This is a genomic window from Pseudomonas sp. SORGH_AS_0211, from assembly GCF_031453455.1.
Classification (GTDB): domain Bacteria; phylum Pseudomonadota; class Gammaproteobacteria; order Pseudomonadales; family Pseudomonadaceae; genus Chryseomonas; species Chryseomonas aestiva.
The window spans coordinates 2971783-2988545 of the sequence record NZ_JAVIZV010000001.1; the positions used below are offsets into that span (position 1 = coordinate 2971783).

At 65.0% G+C, this 16763-nt stretch carries 18 protein-coding genes and 1 pseudogene; 1 reads left to right on the forward strand and 18 read right to left on the reverse strand.

Annotation, left to right across the window (positions count from 1 at the left end):
* Nucleotides 1-100: 100 nt before the first annotated feature.
* From der to trmJ, 18 genes and pseudogenes are all read right to left on the reverse strand, one after another.
* Nucleotides 101-1588, reverse strand: a complete 1488-nt coding sequence (gene der, locus QE393_RS13790; protein ID WP_158892845.1) for a ribosome biogenesis GTPase Der — start codon at nucleotides 1586-1588, stop codon at nucleotides 101-103.
* Between the two features lie 78 nt (nucleotides 1589-1666).
* Nucleotides 1667-2809, reverse strand: a complete 1143-nt coding sequence (gene bamB, locus QE393_RS13795) for an outer membrane protein assembly factor BamB (protein ID WP_183628681.1) — start codon at nucleotides 2807-2809, stop codon at nucleotides 1667-1669.
* Nucleotides 2809-3450 (reverse strand): tetratricopeptide repeat protein, encoded by a 642-nt coding sequence (locus tag QE393_RS13800; protein ID WP_310044092.1) that lies wholly within the window; start codon nucleotides 3448-3450, stop codon nucleotides 2809-2811. The genes bamB and QE393_RS13800 overlap by 1 nt, the downstream gene beginning before the upstream one ends.
* An 11-nt stretch (nucleotides 3451-3461) precedes the next feature.
* Nucleotides 3462-4769 carry a histidine--tRNA ligase gene (hisS, locus tag QE393_RS13805; protein ID WP_273807939.1) on the reverse strand — a complete coding sequence of 436 codons (1308 nt, stop codon included), beginning with the start codon at nucleotides 4767-4769 and terminating at the stop codon, nucleotides 3462-3464.
* Nucleotides 4770-4793: 24 nt separating this feature from the next.
* Nucleotides 4794-5906: a flavodoxin-dependent (E)-4-hydroxy-3-methylbut-2-enyl-diphosphate synthase gene (ispG, locus tag QE393_RS13810; protein WP_231354549.1), complete on the reverse strand. Its 1113-nt coding sequence runs from the start codon at nucleotides 5904-5906 to the stop codon at nucleotides 4794-4796.
* A gap of 27 nt (nucleotides 5907-5933) precedes the next feature.
* Nucleotides 5934-6902 carry a helix-turn-helix domain-containing protein gene (locus QE393_RS13815; RefSeq protein ID WP_310044094.1) on the reverse strand — a complete coding sequence of 323 codons (969 nt, stop codon included), beginning with the start codon at nucleotides 6900-6902 and terminating at the stop codon, nucleotides 5934-5936.
* Nucleotides 6899-7669 (reverse strand): type IV pilus biogenesis/stability protein PilW, encoded by a 771-nt coding sequence (gene pilW / locus QE393_RS13820; protein ID WP_133862764.1) that lies wholly within the window; start codon nucleotides 7667-7669, stop codon nucleotides 6899-6901. The genes QE393_RS13815 and pilW overlap by 4 nt, the downstream gene beginning before the upstream one ends.
* 10 nt (nucleotides 7670-7679) lie before the next feature.
* On the reverse strand, nucleotides 7680-8819 hold the full coding sequence (gene rlmN / locus QE393_RS13825; protein WP_310044097.1) for a 23S rRNA (adenine(2503)-C(2))-methyltransferase RlmN: 1140 nt from the start codon (nucleotides 8817-8819) through the stop codon (nucleotides 7680-7682).
* 93 nt (nucleotides 8820-8912) lie between these two features.
* Entirely contained in the window at nucleotides 8913-9344 is a 432-nt protein-coding gene (gene ndk / locus QE393_RS13830; protein ID WP_187980095.1) for a nucleoside-diphosphate kinase, read from the reverse strand.
* Nucleotides 9345-9435: 91 nt separating this feature from the next.
* Entirely contained in the window at nucleotides 9436-9636 is a 201-nt protein-coding gene (gene iscX / locus QE393_RS13835; RefSeq protein ID WP_133862767.1) for a Fe-S cluster assembly protein IscX, read from the reverse strand.
* Nucleotides 9637-9647: 11 nt separating this feature from the next.
* Nucleotides 9648-9986 carry an ISC system 2Fe-2S type ferredoxin gene (gene fdx, locus QE393_RS13840; protein WP_133862768.1) on the reverse strand — a complete coding sequence of 113 codons (339 nt, stop codon included), beginning with the start codon at nucleotides 9984-9986 and terminating at the stop codon, nucleotides 9648-9650.
* 7 nt (nucleotides 9987-9993) lie between these two features.
* Entirely contained in the window at nucleotides 9994-11853 is a 1860-nt protein-coding gene (gene hscA, locus QE393_RS13845; protein ID WP_187980096.1) for a Fe-S protein assembly chaperone HscA, read from the reverse strand.
* 45 nt (nucleotides 11854-11898) lie between these two features.
* Nucleotides 11899-12420: a co-chaperone HscB gene (gene hscB / locus QE393_RS13850; protein WP_133862770.1), complete on the reverse strand. Its 522-nt coding sequence runs from the start codon at nucleotides 12418-12420 to the stop codon at nucleotides 11899-11901.
* Between the two features lie 8 nt (nucleotides 12421-12428).
* Nucleotides 12429-12752, reverse strand: coding sequence for an iron-sulfur cluster assembly protein IscA (gene iscA, locus QE393_RS13855; protein WP_133862771.1), 324 nt, complete (start codon nucleotides 12750-12752; stop codon nucleotides 12429-12431).
* Between the two features lie 9 nt (nucleotides 12753-12761).
* Nucleotides 12762-13148, reverse strand: a complete 387-nt coding sequence (iscU, locus tag QE393_RS13860) for a Fe-S cluster assembly scaffold IscU (protein ID WP_007162419.1) — start codon at nucleotides 13146-13148, stop codon at nucleotides 12762-12764.
* 27 nt (nucleotides 13149-13175) lie between these two features.
* A pseudogene (locus QE393_RS13865) lies at nucleotides 13176-14391 on the reverse strand (IscS subfamily cysteine desulfurase).
* Between the two features lie 31 nt (nucleotides 14392-14422).
* The gene (iscR, locus tag QE393_RS13870) at nucleotides 14423-14920 is read right to left on the reverse strand and encodes a Fe-S cluster assembly transcriptional regulator IscR (RefSeq protein ID WP_017639755.1); all 498 of its coding nucleotides are present in this window, start codon (nucleotides 14918-14920) and stop codon (nucleotides 14423-14425) included.
* Nucleotides 14921-15004: 84 nt separating this feature from the next.
* Nucleotides 15005-15793: a tRNA (cytosine(32)/uridine(32)-2'-O)-methyltransferase TrmJ gene (gene trmJ, locus QE393_RS13875; protein ID WP_187980098.1), complete on the reverse strand. Its 789-nt coding sequence runs from the start codon at nucleotides 15791-15793 to the stop codon at nucleotides 15005-15007.
* 140 nt (nucleotides 15794-15933) lie between these two features.
* Between trmJ and suhB the strand changes: the two genes are divergently transcribed.
* Nucleotides 15934-16749, forward strand: a complete 816-nt coding sequence (gene suhB, locus QE393_RS13880) for an inositol-phosphate phosphatase (protein WP_133862774.1) — start codon at nucleotides 15934-15936, stop codon at nucleotides 16747-16749.
* The last annotated feature ends 14 nt before the right edge of the window (nucleotides 16750-16763 follow it).

Sequence of the window (16763 nt, forward strand, 5' to 3'; positions counted from 1 at the left end):
AAAGGGTGCAGTTCGGTACGCGAGGGGCACCTTCGCCCCAACCCTCTACCAAAGAAAAAGGGGGCTATTAGCCCCCTTCCCTGCACAACGCCCGACCGGCTTACCGGCGCTTGTCCTTGCGCTTCTTCTCGGCCTTCTTGTGGTGGCTCATCAACCGGCGCTTCTTGTTGACCTGGCGCTCGGTGAGGGTGTTCTTCTTGCCCTCGAAGGGGTTCTCGCCACCGCGGTACTCGATGCGGATCGGTGTACCCACCAGCTTGAGCACCCGGCGATAGGTCTTTTCCAGATAGCGGGTATAGGACTTGGGCACCGCATCCGTCTGGTTGCCGTGAATGACGATCAGCGGAGGGTTGGCGCCGCCCAGGTGGGCATAGCGCAACTTGATGCGGCGACCGCTGACCATCGGCGGCTGGTGCTCCTGCACCGCGTCCTCGAGGATCTGGGTGAGGCGGCTGGTCGGCCAGCGGGTGGTGGCCGAGGCGAAGGACTGCTGCACCGACTTGTACAGGTGACCCACGCCGGTGCCATGCAGCGCCGAGATGAAGTGGATGTCGGCGAAGTCGACGAACAGCAGGCGGCGTTCCAGTTCGGTCTTGACGTAGTCGCGCTCGCCGGACTCCATGCCGTCCCACTTGTTGAGAGCGATCACCAGGGCGCGACCGGTTTCCAGCACGAAGCCGAGCAGGTTGAGGTCGTGCTCGACCACGCCTTCGCGGGCGTCCATGACGAAGATCACCACGTTGGCGTCCTGGATCGCCTGCAGCGTCTTGACCACCGAGAACTTCTCGACCGCCTCGAAGACCTTGCCGCGGCGGCGCACGCCGGCGGTGTCGATCAGGGTATAGCGTTCTTCGTTGCGCTCGAAGGGGATGTAGATGCTGTCGCGCGTGGTGCCGGCCTGGTCATAGACGATCACCCGCTCTTCGCCGAGCATGCGGTTGACCAGGGTCGACTTGCCGACGTTGGGCCGGCCGATCACGGCGATCTTGATGCCGGTGGTCTCGTCGATGCCCTGCACGCGACGGAAGACGTCACCGCCCTCTTCCGCGGCCGCCCGCACCTGCTCCTCGGTGAGCTCCTCGACCTCGACCTCATCCTTGGGAAAGACGCCCAGGGCGTCTTCCAGCAGGTTGTTCACGCCGCGCCCATGGGCCGCCGCGATGGGATAGGCGTCGCCAATGGCCAGCGGGCTGAATTCCGCCCGGGCGATATCCGGGTCGACGGTATCGACCTTGTTGGCCACCAAGAAGGTGCGCTTGTTTCGCTTGCGCAGGTGCTCGGCGATCATCTGATCGGCGACGGTCATGCCTTCGCGGGAGTCCACCAGGAACAGCACCGCATCGGATTCTTCGATGGCCTGCAGCGACTGCTCGGCCATCTTCAGGTCGATGCCTTCCTCGTCACCGGAGATACCGCCGGTATCGACCACGATGTAGGTGCGTCCCTGCCACTTGGCTTCGCCGTACTTGCGATCGCGGGTCAGGCCGGCAAAGTCGGCGACGATGGCGTCCCGGGTCTTGGTCAGGCGGTTGAAAAGCGTGGATTTGCCGACGTTCGGCCGCCCCACCAGGGCAATTACGGGAACCATGCGGCTCTCCCAGAGCAGAAAACACGATGGCCGCTACCGAACTTCACGGTAGCGGCCATCGGTTGAGGATAATAGTTTCTAGCGCAGACGATAGGCGACGAGTTTACCGCCATTGCCGTAAACATAGAGCATGTCGCCGACGACCAGTGGCCGTACCCGGACGCCGTCACCGTCGACCTTGGTGCGACCGACGAAACGCCCATCGACCTGGCTCAGCAGGTGGATGTAGCCGGCGTAGTCGCCCACCACCACGTTGCTCGACCAGACCACCGGGCCGGTGAGCTGGCGACGGGCTAGGTCGGCATTGGTCCAGAGCGCGGAGGTCGAGGATTCCTCGACGGCTTCCACGGTACCGTTGTCCAGGCTCAGGTAGACGTTGCCGAAGCCTTCGGCCACGCCGTCGTAGCTGGAGGCATCCCGCTGCCAGAGGATCTGGCCGTTGGCCGGATTGAGCGCCGCCACGCGGCCGTTGTAGCTGACCACATAGAGGGTGTCGCCCGACAGCGACAGGCCGCCGTCCACGTCGACGATCCGCTCCAGTTCGGAACGGCCCTTGGGCACGGCGATCTGCTGTTCCCACAGCGGCAGGCCGCGCTGCACGTCCAGGGCGACCACCTTGCCGCTGGCGAAACCGGCCATGACCACCTGGTTGGTGACCAGGGGAGCACCGGTACCGCGCAGACTCAGCACCGGCTGGGTGTCTTCGTAGATCCAGCGACGGGTGCCACTGCCCAGCTCGAAGGCCTGCAGCTTGTCGTCCTGGGACTGCACCACCACCACGTCGTTGTTGACTACCGGGGCGGACAGCACCTCGCTGGACGCCTGGGCGCGCCACTTCTCGTCGCCACTGGCACTGTCGAGGGCGATCACCTGGCCCCGCAGGGTGCCAACCAGTACCAGGCCGGAACCAACCCCGACGCCGCCGGATACCGGCAGGTCCAGGTCCTTCTTCCACAGCACCTGGCCGGTCTCGCGATTCATCGCCATGACCCGGCCATCGGCATCGGCGGCAAAGATCGTCTGGCCGTCCACGGCCGGTACCAGGCGGTTGTATTCCTTGCCCTGGCCGTCGCCCACCGAGCGACTCCAGACTTCATCCAGCCGGACTTCGGCCTTGATGTCCTTCAGCTCGGCCGGCGGCAATTCCTTCTTGCCGGTGCTGCTGCACCCGACGACCGCAAGGGCGAGACCCAGTACCGCGATAGGCTTCCAGCGCAACATCAGGCGTCTCCTTTGGCGAGATCATCGAGTTTCATCTGCAGCACGCCTTCGGCTGCATCGTTGGGCAGCGCGGCGCGGGCTTTTTCATAGGCGGCGCGGGCCTCGGTGGGCTTCTTCAGCGCCACCAAGAGGTCGCCACGCAATTCTTCGCGGTTGGCGACATAGGCCTTGGGCGCCTCGCCATCCAGCAGCTTGAGACCTTCCTCGGCCTTGCCCTGGGCGGCCAGCACCCGGGCCAAGCGCTGCCGCGCCAGTTCGCCGAGTTCGGCGTCGTGGGGCTTGTCCACCACGGCCTTGAGTTCGGCGGCGGCGTCATCCAGGCGATTGTTCTCCACCGCCACCTTGGCGACGAAGAAACTGCCGTACTGGGCGTAGGCGGTACCGGAATAATCCTGCTTGAGCTTGCCGTAGGTATCGGTCACCCGCGCGGTGTCGACCTTGCCACCGGGCGCCAGGGCGGCTTCCACCAGTTGCTGATAGAGCACCGAGGCGCCTTGCGCCTGGTTGTTCTGGTAACGCTGCCAGCCCTGCCAGCCGAGTACCGCCACCAGGGCGATGACGCCACCGGCCAACAGCGGCTTGCCGTTACGCTGCCACCAGGCCTTGGCGACCACCAGATTGTCGTCGTCGATGGAACTCAAATCCGTTCTCCTCAATTCCCGCGACCGGAACCGGCCGGGGGCAAAATCTCGTCCAGACGGGCGGCCAGGGCCGCGAAGTCGACCTTTTCCTGGGGCGCCTCGCCACGCAGCGGCTTGAGCGCCACCTGTTGCGCGGCCAGTTCGTCCTCACCCAGGATCATCGCCCAGAGCGCGCCGCTCTTGTCGGCCTTCTTGAACTGGCTCTTGAAGCTGCCGGCGCCGGCGTTGACCAGCAGACGCAGGTCGGGACGGGCATCGCGCAGTTGCTCGGCCAGCTTGAGGCCGGCCAGTTCGGCCGCCTCGCCAAAGGCGCAGAGATAGAGATCGGCGGGGCGCTGCAGATCACCGGGCAGCCGCTCCAGGGTTTCCAGCAGCAACACCAGGCGCTCGACGCCCATGGCGAAGCCGACCCCCGGGGTAGGCTTGCCGCCGAACTGGGTGATCAGGCCGTCGTAGCGGCCACCGGCGCAGACGGTGCCCTGGGCACCCAGCTTGTCGGTGACCCACTCGAAGACGGTACGGCCGTAGTAGTCCAGGCCTCGCACCAGCTTGGGATTAATCTGGTAGCGGATGCCGGCGGCGTCCAGGCGGGCCTTGAGGCCATCGAAGTGGGCGCGGGATTCGTCGTCCAGGTAATCCGCCAGGGTCGGGGCGTCCTGCAGCAGCGCCTGGGTCTGGGCGTTCTTGCTGTCGAGGATGCGCAGCGGATTGGTGGTCAGGCGGCGCTGGCTGTCTTCGTCGAGTTGCTCGAAGCGGTCCTGCAGATAGGCCACCAGGGCTTCGCGATAGCGCACGCGATCGGCACTGGAACCCAGGCTGTTGAGCTGCAGGGTGACGGCGTCGGTCAGGCCCAGGCGCTGCCAGAGGCGCGCGGTGAGCACGATCAGCTCGGCGTCGATGTCCGGACCGGGCAGGTTGAACACCTCCACGCCGATCTGGTGGAACTGGCGATAGCGACCCTTCTGCGGCTTCTCGTAGCGGAACATCGGCCCGGCGTACCAGAGCTTCTGCACCTGGCCACCGCCGGTCATGCCATGTTCGAGCACGGCCCGCACGCAACCCGCGGTGCCTTCCGGCCTCAGGGTCAGGGACTCCTCGTTGCGGTCGAGGAAGGTGTACATCTCCTTGTCGACCACGTCGGTGCCCTCGCCAATGCCGCGGGCGAAGAGTTCGGTGAACTCCATGATGGGCAGACGGATCTCGTGGTAGCCATAGCCATCGAGCAGCGTCGCGAAGGTACGTTCCAAGTAGCGCCAGGCCGGAGTCTGCTCCGGCAGGATATCGTTCATGCCACGGATGGCTTGCAGGGACTTGCTCACGAAAGGGCCTTATTCCTTGATCTTTCAGCTGCGCGCGATGAGTGCGGCATCCGCTTCGGCCTTTTCGGCCGCCTTGCGGCGGATGAGCCCTTCCAGCTCGTCCACCAGATTGTCGTTGTTCAGCTTGGAGGCCGGCTTGCCGTCGATGTACACCAGGTTGTTCGGCGTACCCCCGGTCAGGCCGACGTGGGCCTCCTTGGCTTCGCCGGGGCCGTTGACCACGCAGCCGATCACCGCGACGTCCAGGGGCACCAGCAGGTCCTCCAGGCGCCCTTCCAGCTCGTTCATGGTCTTGACCACATCGAAGTTCTGCCGCGAGCAGCTCGGGCAAGCGATGAAGTTGATGCCACGCGAACGCAGGCGCAGGGATTTCAGGATGTCGAAACCGACCTTGATCTCCTCGACCGGATCGGCCGCGAGCGAGATGCGGATGGTGTCGCCGATGCCTTCGGCCAGGAGCATGCCCAGACCCACGGCGGACTTCACCGTACCCGAGCGCAGGCCGCCGGCTTCGGTGATGCCCAGGTGCAGCGGCTGCTCGATGCGGGTGGCCAGCTGGCGATAGGCGGCCACGGCCATGAAGACGTCACTGGCCTTCACGCTCACCTTGAAGTCCGGATAGTCCAGCTTCTCCAGGTGGTCGACGTGGCGCATGGCCGATTCCACCAGGGCTTCCGGGGTGGGCTCGCCATACTTCTTCTGCAGGTCCTTCTCCAGCGAACCGGCGTTGACGCCGATGCGGATCGGGATGCCACGCTCGCGGGCCGCGTCGACCACCGCCCTGACCCGGTCTTCGCGACCGATGTTGCCGGGGTTGATGCGCAGGCAGTCCACGCCCAGCTCGGCCACGCGCAGGGCGATCTTGTAGTCGAAGTGGATGTCGGCCACCAGCGGCAGGCTGACCCGCTGCTTGATGCGACCGAAGGCTTCGGCGGCGTCCATGTCGGGCACCGAGATGCGCACGATGTCGGCACCGGCGTCCTGCAGGCGCTGGACCTGGGCCACGGTGGCGTCGACGTCGCAGGTTTCGGTGTTGGTCATGCTCTGCACGGCGATGGGGGCATCGCCGCCGACCGGTACCGAGCCGACCCAGATCTTGCGGGACAACCGACGTTTGATGGGCGATTCGCTATGCATGCTGGTTTCCCATGGGGTCGCCGGACGTCATTGTCCGGCCTGACCGAGTTTGATGCGGGCGGTCTCGCCCTTGGTGTAGGGCGCAAGGTCGACGACCTGGCCGTTGTAGGAGATCTGGGCACCGCGGGCGAAGCCGAGACGGATGTTCACCGGCGCCTTGATCGAGGTGTATTCGAGGCTCTCGCCGCCCTTCTTCACGCCGCTGAAGAGGATCTTGCCGGTACCGTCGCTGACCTGCGTCCAGCAACTGGCGGTGAAGCGGATGTTCAGGCTGTCGCTGCCGGCGACGGGCACCGCGCTGGCCGGCGCGGCAGGAGCCGCTGCGGTGGGCGCCGTCGGGGTCGGCGTAGTCGAACCCGTTACCGGGGCCGGGGTGGGCGCGGCGGTGGGGGCGGTCATGGCGGCGACGGCATTGGCATCCGGCGTCGGCGTGCCCACCGGGGAAGGCACGGTGGTCGCCGGATGCTGGGCGGCCGCCGGAGGCTGTTCTTCCGGCTCGTCGATCGGATGGATCTCGGTCTTGCCGTCGGCGCCCTCGACCTCGACATGCTCCATGCTCACGGCACTGGCGCTGGAGGCCTGGCGACTGCGCTCCTGCCACCAGAACAGGCCCATGGCGATGATCAGCACCACCAGGATGAAACTGACGAATCTCAGGACATTGCGCGACAGCCGCACCGGCTCGTCGAGACGCCCCAGGCTGTGCACGGTGCTGCCCTTGGCATCGGTGCCGGTATAGCCGTCGAAGGTACGCACCAGCTCGATCTGGTCCAGGCCGAGCAGCTTGCCATAGGCCTTGGTGTAGCCGCGGGCAAAGGTGTGCCCCGGCATCTGCTGATAGTTGCCGGACTCGAGCTGCTCGATGATGCGCTCGCTGAGATTGAGATTCTGGGCGACCTGGGCCTGGCTCCAGCCAAGCTCCAGCCGCTTCTGACGCAAGATCTCACCGGGATTGCCCCGTCCGGCGTGTACCGCTTCGGATTGCACTGCGGTCATTTCTGCTCCGACTGAAGTTGACGATATTCAGGTGAGTTCGGGTAGAGGCGCTTCAGCTGCAGGGCGTAACTCGCGGCGGTGTTGCGATCATTGAACACCTCGGCAAGACGGATCCCGAGCAGCAGGCTGCGGGCATCCTGGGGGCTTAGCTGGCTGAAGGCCTGGTAATAGCTCCGGGACGGCACGTAATCGCGCGTCTGGTAGGCCAATTGAGCCAATTCGAACAGGGCCCTGGGCTGATTGCGATCCAGCCGCAGGGATTTTTCCAGATTTTCCTTGCCCAAGTCGACCTGATTGAGTCGCAGGGCGGTCAGGCCGAGATTCTCGAACACCCGGGCGCGCTCCGGATAGAGGCTGTCCTCGGCGGCCTGGGTAAAGCGTTCGTAGGCATCCTTGTAGCGCCCCTGCTCATAGAGGAAGCTGCCGTAGTTGTTGAGGATGCGGGCATCGTGGGGCCGCTCGCGCAGGGCCAGGCGGTATTCCTGATCGGCCAGGTCGGTTTCGCCCTGGGCCTGGAACACCAGTCCGAGCGCGGCATGGGCGTCGGCGCTGGACGAATCCAGCTCCAGGGCCTTCTTCAGCGGCACCTTGGCCTGTTCGGTATTGCCCTGCTGGACATAGCCGAGGCCGAGCTGGATATAGGCATCACGGGCCTGCATCCGTCCCTGGCGGGTATCCATGGGGTTGCGATCACCCTCGGTCACGCAGCCGGCGAGGCCACCGACCAGCAGGGCGAGCGCGACAGCCGCAAAGCGCGTGATCGCCATGGTCGCGCCCTCAGCCCTGGAGCGGCGTTACGGTTTCGGCACCGTCGAGCTGGCGAACGGCGATATAGCGCTGGCTGCGGCGGGTGCGGTCCATGACCTGCCCCACCAGCTGGCCGCAGGCGGCATCGATGTCGTCACCGCGGGTGGTCCGCACCGTAACGTTGAAACCGGCCTGCACCAGCAGCTCCTGGAACCGGCGGGTGGCGTTCTTGCTCGGCCGCTCGTACCCGGAGTGCGGGAAGGGATTGAAGGGAATCAGGTTGATCTTACAGGGCACGTTGCGCAGCAGCTCGATCATCTGCAGCGCGTGCTCGGACAGGTCGTTGACGTCCTTGAGCAGGGTGTACTCGATGGTCAGGACGCGCTTCTCGCCCAGTTGCCGGATGTATCTCTGGCAGGCGTCGAGCAGCATGGCCAGCGGATACTTGCGGTTGATCGGCACCAGCTCGTTGCGCAACTCGTCGTTGGGCGCGTGCAGCGACAGCGCCAGGGAGACGTCGATGTGCTTGGCCAGCTCTTCGATCATCGGCACCACGCCCGAGGTCGACAGGGTGACCTTGCGCTTGGAGATGCCGTAGCCGAGGTCGTCCATCATGATGCGCATGGCGGCGACGACGTTGTCGAAGTTCAGCAGCGGCTCGCCCATGCCCATCATCACCACGTTGGTGATGGCGCGGTCGATCTTGGCCGGTACGCTGCCAAAGGACTTGTTGGCGATCCACACCTGACCGATCACCTCGGCGGCAGTGAGGTTGCTGTTGAAGCCCTGCTTGCCGGTGGAGCAGAAGCTGCAGTCCAGCGCGCAACCGGCCTGGGACGACACGCACAGGGTGCCGCGGCCATTCTGCGGGATGTAGACGGTCTCGACGCAGCTGCCGGAGGCGACGCGGATCACCCACTTGCGGGTGCCGTCGCGGGAGATGTCCTCGCTGACGATCTCGGGGCCACGGATTTCCGCGGCGGCCTTGAGCTTTTCCTTGAGCGCCTTGCCCAGGTTGCTCATGGCGTCGAAATCGTCGATGCCGAAGTGATGGATCCACTTCATGACCTGGCCGGCGCGAAAGCGCTTCTCCCCGATGGACTCGAAGAACGACTCGAGTTGCGGCTGGGTCAGGCCCAGCAGATTGACCTTATCGGTGGCTGTGGTCATGGGATCACCTCGACGAAATCTGTTTGAAACCCGCGCAAGGCGCGGGCGGTGCCAGGAAGGCGGGCTGGCCGCTTCCCTGGCCGGCGCTCATCCTTAGCGGACGCGCTCGCAGACTTCGGTGGCTGCGAAGAAGTAGGAGATCTCGCGAGCGGCGGACGCTTCGGAGTCCGAACCGTGGACGGCGTTCTCGTCGATGGAGACGGCGAAGTCGGCGCGGATGGTACCGGCGTCGGCCTTCTTGGGATCGGTGGCGCCCATCAGCTCACGGTTCTTGACGATGGCGTTGTCGCCTTCCAGCACCTGGACCACGACCGGACCGGAGGTCATGAAGGAGACCAGATCCTTGAAGAAGGGACGCTCTTTGTGTTCGGCGTAGAAGCCACCGGCTTCGCGCTCGGACAGCTGGACCATCTTGGCAGCGACGACGCGCAGGCCAGCCTTCTCGAAGCGGGTGACGATCTCACCGACGACATTCTTGGCTACGGCATCGGGCTTGATGATCGACAGGGTACGTTGAACAGACATGTGAACTCCGAATGTGGGAATAGAGCAAAAACGAAACCCGCGGATTATACGCGGGTCCCGGTGAAAAGCGTAGCGCGGTACGGGCGATGCGTCAGGCGGACTCTTCGATCCAGGCGGCCTGGATGGCCTCCAGCACCTTCTCGCCACCCCGCTGGGGATCGTCGTCGAACTCCGGCAGCTCCACGACCCAGTTGCGCAACTTGACGAAATTCACGTAGCGCGGATCCACGTCGGGATGGGTGTCGTTGAGTTCGATGGCGATATCCAGCACATCGGTCCATTTCAGTGCCATGACAGCTGTCCTCAGTGACCTTCGGAAACCTGGTTGATGGTGTAGCGTGGAATCTCCACCACCAGGTCTTCGCTGCCTACTACCGCCTGGCAGGACAGGCGCGAACGCATCTCCAGACCCCAGGCCTTGTCCAGCATGTCGTCTTCGAGCTCATCGGAGGGCGCGAGGGAATCGAAGCCTTCCTGGACGACCACGTGGCAGGTGGTGCAGGCACAGGACATCTCGCAGGCGTGCTCGATGTCGATGCCGTTGCGCATGGCCGCGGCGATGATGGTTTCGCCTTCGCTGGCTTCGAAGACCGCCCCCTCGGGGCAGTGCTCGGCGTGGGGCAGCAGGGTGATCTGCGGCATGATGGAACTACTCCTCGATATCGTTGAGACGACGACCCGCCAGGGCCGCCTTGACCGAGGCGTTCATCCGCCGGGCGGCGAAGGCATCGGTTACGTGAGAAAGACGCTTGGTCTGGTCTTCGAGCGCCTGGAGGTCGGTGGCGTCCAGCAGCTCGGCCAACTGACCGATTTCCAGCTCGATCACCTGACGCTCCTCGGCGTCCAGCAGACGCTCGCCGTCGGCGGCCAGCGCGGCGGTGACCGCCTCGATCAGCCGCCGGGCCTCGACCTGCTGCTCGCGCAGCGCGCGGGCCTGCATGTCGTCACCGGCATGACGGAAGGAGTCCTGCAGCATGTTGGCGATCTCGCCATCGGTCAGGCCGTAGGACGGCTTGACCTGGACACTGGCTTCCACGCCACTGGACAGCTCGCGGGCGCTGACGCCGAGCAGGCCGTCGGCATCGACCTGGAAGGTGACGCGGATCTTGGCGGCACCGGCGACCATGGGCGGGAAACCGCGCAATTCGAAACGGGCCAGGGAGCGGGCGTCCTTGACCAGTTCGCGCTCGCCCTGCAGCACATGCACCAGCATGGCGGTCTGGCCGTCGCGATAGGTGGTGAAGTCCTGGCCCCGCGCCACCGGAATGGTGGTGTTGCGCGGAATGATCTTCTCCATCAGGCCGCCCATGGTCTCGAGTCCCAGGGACAGCGGGATGACGTCCAGCAGCAGCAATTCTTCGCCAGCGCGGTTGCCGGCCAGGGAATCGGCCTGCAGGGCGGCCCCGATGGCGACCACGCGATCCGGATCGATGTCGGTGAGCGGGGTGCAGTCGAACAGCTCGCCCACGGCTTCACGGACATAGGGCACGCGGGTGGAACCGCCGACCATGACCACGGCGGCGATGTCCGCCGGTTCCACTTCCGCATCGCGCAGGGCGCGGCGACAGGCCTTGAGGCTGCGCGCGACCAGCGGCGCGATGAGTTCCTGGAAGGTGCTGCGTTCCAGCACGCCCGACCAGTCGCCATGACCGACCTCGACGCGCTCGGCAGCGGACAGGGCTTCCTTGGCGGCGCAGGCACTCTGCAGCAGGCGCCGCTGGGTGCCCGGATCCAGATCGCTGGACAGCCCGGCCTGCTGGACGATCCAGCTGGCGATGGCGTGATCGAAGTCGTCACCGCCCAGGGCGCTGTCGCCACCGGTGGCCATGACCTCGAAGACACCGCGGGTCAGGCGCAGGATGGAGATATCGAAGGTACCGCCGCCCAGGTCGTAGATGGCGACCACGCCCTCCTCGCCCCGGTCCAGACCATAGGCCACGGCGGCCGCGGTAGGCTCGTTGAGCAGGCGCAGGACATTCAGGCCGGCAAAGCGGGCGGCGTCCTTGGTGGCCTGGCGCTGGGCATCGTCGAAATAGGCCGGCACGGTGATGACCGCACCGACCAGTTCGCCACCCAGGGTCGCCTCGGCCCGCTCGCGCAGCACCCGCAGGATGTCGGCGGAGACCTCCACCGGACTCTTGCGCCCGGCAGCGGTATCGATGAAGGGCATTTCCGATTCACCGGCGACGAAGCGATAGGGCAACTGCTCGCCCAGTTGCTTGACGTCGGCGATGCCACGCCCCATGAGGCGCTTGACGGAAAGGATAGTGTTGAAGGGATCCTGGGCGGCAGCGGCCTTGGCGCCCGCCCCCACTTCCACGCCAGCGGCGGTGTAGCGCACGGCGGACGGCAGGATCACCTCGCCCTGCAGATCGGGCAGGGTCTCGGCCACGCCACTGCGGACGGCGGCCACGAGGGAATTGGTGGTGCCCAGATCGATACCCACCGCCAGCTTGCGCTGGTGCGGCTTGGGCGCCATTCCGGGTTCGGCTATCTGCAATAGAGCCATTGGCTAGTCGGCTTATGGTTGTCGGTGCCTGAGCGACACCTGTGATTAATCGTCCAGACGCTCTTCGAGCTGGCGGATTTCGCTGGCCAGCTTGTCGAGAAACTGCATGCGACGGACCAGGCGCTCGGCAGGCTCACGCTGGGCGGGGTCCTGCCAGATCGCGGCGAAGGCCTGTTCGATGTCGCGCTGCGCATCCTTGAGCCGCTGGCGAAAGGCGGGGATGCCCGCGCTGTCGCCCGCGTCCTGCAGGTCCTCCAGTTCCTCGCGCCACTGCAATTGCTGCATGAGGAAGTCGGTGTCCTGGATGGTCGCTTCGAGCGGCATCTCGTGCCCTTCGAGCTCCAGCAGATAGCGCGCGCGGCGCGACGGGGCGCGCAGCACATGATAGGCCTCGTTGAGCTCGGCCGAGCGCTCCAGCGCCTGGCGACGCTCACGCTCCGGCGCATCGGCGAACCGATCCGGATGGACCGTGCGCGCCAGATCGCGGTAACGCGAGGCCAGGCCCGCCTGGTCGATCTCGAAGGCGGGCCTGATCTCGAACAGCGCGAAGTGACAGGGCTTACCCATGGCCGGCCTCAGATGTTGAAGCTTTCGCCGCAGCCACACTCGCCACGCACGTTGGGATTGTTGAACTTGAAGCCCTCGTTGAGGCCTTCACGCACGAAATCCAGCTCGGTGCCGTCCAGGTAGACCAGGCTCTTGGGGTCGATGATGACCTTGACGCCATGGCTCTCGAACACCTGGTCCTCGTGCGCGAATTCATCGACGAATTCGAGCACGTAGGCCAGTCCCGAGCAGCCCGTGGTACGAACGCCCAGGCGGATGCCCTCCCCCTTGCCGCGCCCCTCGAGGGAACGCTGCACGTGGCGGGCGGCGGACTCGGTCATGCTGATCGCCATGGTTCCTCCTTAGAGCAGGCCTTTCTTCTGCTTGTAGTCGCTGACCGCCGCCTTGATGGCGTCTTCGGCGAGTACCGAGCAGTGGATCTTCACCGGCGGCAGAGCCAGTTCTTCGGCGATCATGCTGTTCTTGATCGACGCCGCTTCCTCGATGCTCTTGCCCTTCATCCACTCGGTGGCCAGGGAGCTGGACGCGATGGCGGAGCCACAGCCATAGGTCTTGAACTTGGCGTCTTCGATGATGCCCTGCTCGTTGACCTTGATCTGCAAGCGCATCACGTCGCCGCAGGCCGGGGCGCCGACCATGCCGGTGCCGACATCGGGATCGGCCGCGTCGAACTTGCCGACGTTGCGCGGATTTTCGTAGTGGTCGATGACCTTTTCACTGTATGCCATGGTTCAATCCTCGCTTATCAGGGTGGGTCAGTGGGCTTGCCACTCGACCTGACTCAGGTCTACGCCTTTCTTTGAACATGTCCCACAGCGGAGACAATTCGCGCAACTTGTTGACGGCTTCGGTGACCTTGCTAGCGGCGTAGTCAACGTCTTCTTCGGTGGTGAAGCGACCGAAGGTGAAGCGAATGGAGCTGTGCGCCAGCTCGTCGTTGCGGCCCAGGGCGCGCAGGACGTAGGACGGCTCCAGGGACGCCGAGGTACAGGCCGAACCGGACGAGACCGCCAGATCCTTGAGCGCCATGATCAGCGACTCGCCTTCGACGTAGTTGAAGCTCAGGTTCAGGTTGTGCGGCACACGATGGATCAGGCTGCCGTTCAGGTAGACCTCTTCCAGGCCTTCGAACTGCCGGTAGAAGCGATCGCTCAGGGCCTTGATGCGGGTATTTTCCTGGACCATCTCTTCCTTGGCGATGCGGAAGGCTTCGCCCATGCCGACGATCTGGTGGGTCGCCAGGGTGCCCGAACGCATGCCACGCTCATGGCCGCCACCGTGGGTCTGGGCCTCGATACGCACGCGCGGCTTGCGACGGACGTAGAGAGCGCCAATGCCCTTGGGACCATAGGTCTTGTGCGCCGAGAAGGACATCATGTCGACCTTGAGCTTTTCCAGATCGATCTCGACCTTGCCGGTGGACTGGGCCGCGTCGACGTGGAAGAGCACGCCACGGGAGCGGGTCAGCTCGCCGATGGCGGCGATGTCGTTGACGGTACCGATCTCGTTGTTGACGTGCATGATGGACACCAGGGTGGTGTCGTTACGCAGGGCCGCCTCGACCATGGCGGGGGTGATCAGGCCGTCTTCGCCCGGCTCGAGATAGGTGACCTCGAAGCCTTCGCGCTCGAGCTGGCGGGTGGTGTCCAACACCGCCTTGTGCTCGATCTTGGAGGTGATCAGGTGCTTGCCCTTGTTCTGGTAGAAGTGCGCGGCGCCCTTGATGGCGAGGTTGTCGGACTCGGTGGCACCGGAGGTCCAGACGATCTCGCGCGGGTCGGCGTTGACCAGTTCGGCCACCTGACGACGGGCGTTTTCCACGGCTTCCTCGGCCTTCCAGCCGAACAGGTGGGAGCGCGATGCGGGGTTGCCAAAGTTGCCGTCCACCAGCAGGCACTCGCTCATCTTCTGAGCGACGCGCGGATCGACGGGCGTGGTGGCGGAATAGTCTAGGTAGATCGGCAATTTCATCGGTTACTCCTAATCAGACGGGCGTCTCTGCTCAGTCGATGGTGGACGCTTCGATTTTTTCGACCGCTAAGGGCGATTGCTTGCTGGCACAGGCCTTGGTGTCCTGACGCTTGGCCACCTGCTGGATCTCGTTGCGGGCGACCAGGTCGGCCAGGGTGATACCACTCAAAAAGGTGTGGATCTGATCGCTCAGGTCGCACCAGAGGTGGTGGGTTAGGCAGGTATCACCCTGGTGACAGCCCCCACCGCCCTGGCAGCGGGTGGCATCCACGGATTCGTTGACGGCATCGATCACCTGGGCCACATGGATACCGCCCATGTCGCGCGCCAGCTGATAGCCGCCGCCGGGGCCGCGTACGCTATTGACCAGCGCACCGCGGCGCAGCCGGGCAAACAGCTGCTCCAGATAGGACAGCGAAATGCCCTGCCGCTCGGAAATGTCGGCCAGCGACACCGGGCCCCGCTGGGCGTGCAGCGCCAGGTCGAGCATGGCGGTTACGGCATAGCGGCCTTTGGTGGTCAGTCTCATGACGAACTCGAGCGGGTTGCATCGGATGACTTCGATTATCGGATTCCCGACAAAAAAGGTCAACTATAAAACCAACCAAATCACTCAGGCATTATCTATCGGCGGGATAGTCCGCGGGTGGGATTCGCCGCGGGCCGCCTTCTGGGTTTCGGTCAGGATGCCACGCAGGATGTTCATCTCCAGCTTGCTGATGCCGGCCCGGCCATAGAGGCGCCGCAAGCGACTCATCAGGTGGCGCGGCTTGGCCGGATCGAGGAAGCCGATCTCCACCAGGGTCTGCTCCAGGTGCTCGTAATAGAGCTCCAGCTCTTCCACCGTCACCGGCTGGGTGTTGAGCATGGCGGTGGCCTCGACCTTGTTCATCTTGGTCGGCTGGTTCTGCGCCGCCAGCCAGGCCATGCGCACCTCGTACACCAGCACCTGGACCGCCGCAGCGAGATTGAGGGAGCCGAACGCCGGATCGGAGGGGATGTGCACGTGGTAGTGGCAGCGCTGCAACTCTTCGTTGGTCAGGCCGGCATACTCGCGCCCGAATACCAGGGCCACCTCGCCGCCCCGCTCCACCTGGGCCAGGGAGGTGGTCGCGCATTCCCGCGGATCGAGCAGCGGCCAGGGGATGCGGCGGTCGCGGGCACTGGTGCCCAGCACCAGGCTGCAGCCGGTCAGGGCTTCTTCCAGGGTGTCGACCACAATGGCGGCGTCGAGCACGTCATTGGCCCCGGAGGCGCGGGCATTGGCCTCGCCACTGGGAAAGTCCTCGGGATCGACCAGATAGAGGCGCGACAGGCCCATGTTCTTCATTGCCCGGGCGGCACCGCCGATGTTGCCGGGATGGCTGGTATTGACCAGAACGACGCGGATGTTATTCAGCACGTGGCTATCCTCGAGCGGACGCGGGAAATCGGCGCCGTATACTACGCCCACACGCGCCCGCTGGCCACGAATACCCCTTCCAGCGCCGCGAAGTCTGCTATCATTGCCGGCTTTCCTTATACAACCCAGGTGATTTATCCATGCAGCCCATGCTGAACATCGCACTGCGCGCGGCCCGCAGCGCCGGTGAACTGATTTTCCGTTCGATTGAGCGCCTGGACGTGATCGCCGTCGATGAAAAAGGCGCCAACGACTTCGTCTCCGAAGTCGACCGAGCCGCCGAGCAGACCATCCTCGCCACCCTGCGCAAGGCCTACCCCACCCATGGTTTCTACGGTGAGGAATCCGGCTACCTGGCGGGCGAAGGCGAAGGCGCCGACTACGTCTGGGTCGTCGATCCGCTGGATGGCACCACCAACTTCCTCCGTGGCGTCCCGCACTTCTCGGTAAGCATCGCCTGCAAGTACAAGGGCCGCCTGGAACACGCCGTGGTGCTGGATCCGGTGCGCCAGGAAGAATTCACCGCCAGCCGTGGCCGCGGCGCCGCCCTGAACGGCCGGCGCATCCGTGTCACCAATCGACGCAGCCTGGAAGGCGCCCTGCTGGGTACCGGCTTCCCCTTCCGCGCCAATGACGTCGACCACCTGGACAACTACCTGGGCATGTTCCGCAGCCTGATCGGCCAGACCGCCGGCATCCGCCGCGCCGGTTCCGCCGCGCTGGACCTGGCCTATGTCGCCGCCGGTCGTTTCGACGCCTTCTGGGAAATGGGACTGTCGGAATGGGACATGGCCGCAGGCGCTCTGCTGGTCCAGGAAGCCGGTGGCCTGATCGGTGACTTCAATGGCGGCCACGACTTCCTCGAGAAGGGCCACATCGTCGCCGGCAACCCCAAGTGCTTCCGTGGCCTGCTGACGCAGATCCAGCCGCACCTGCCGGCCTCGCTCAAGCGCTGAGTTCACCTGGCTTA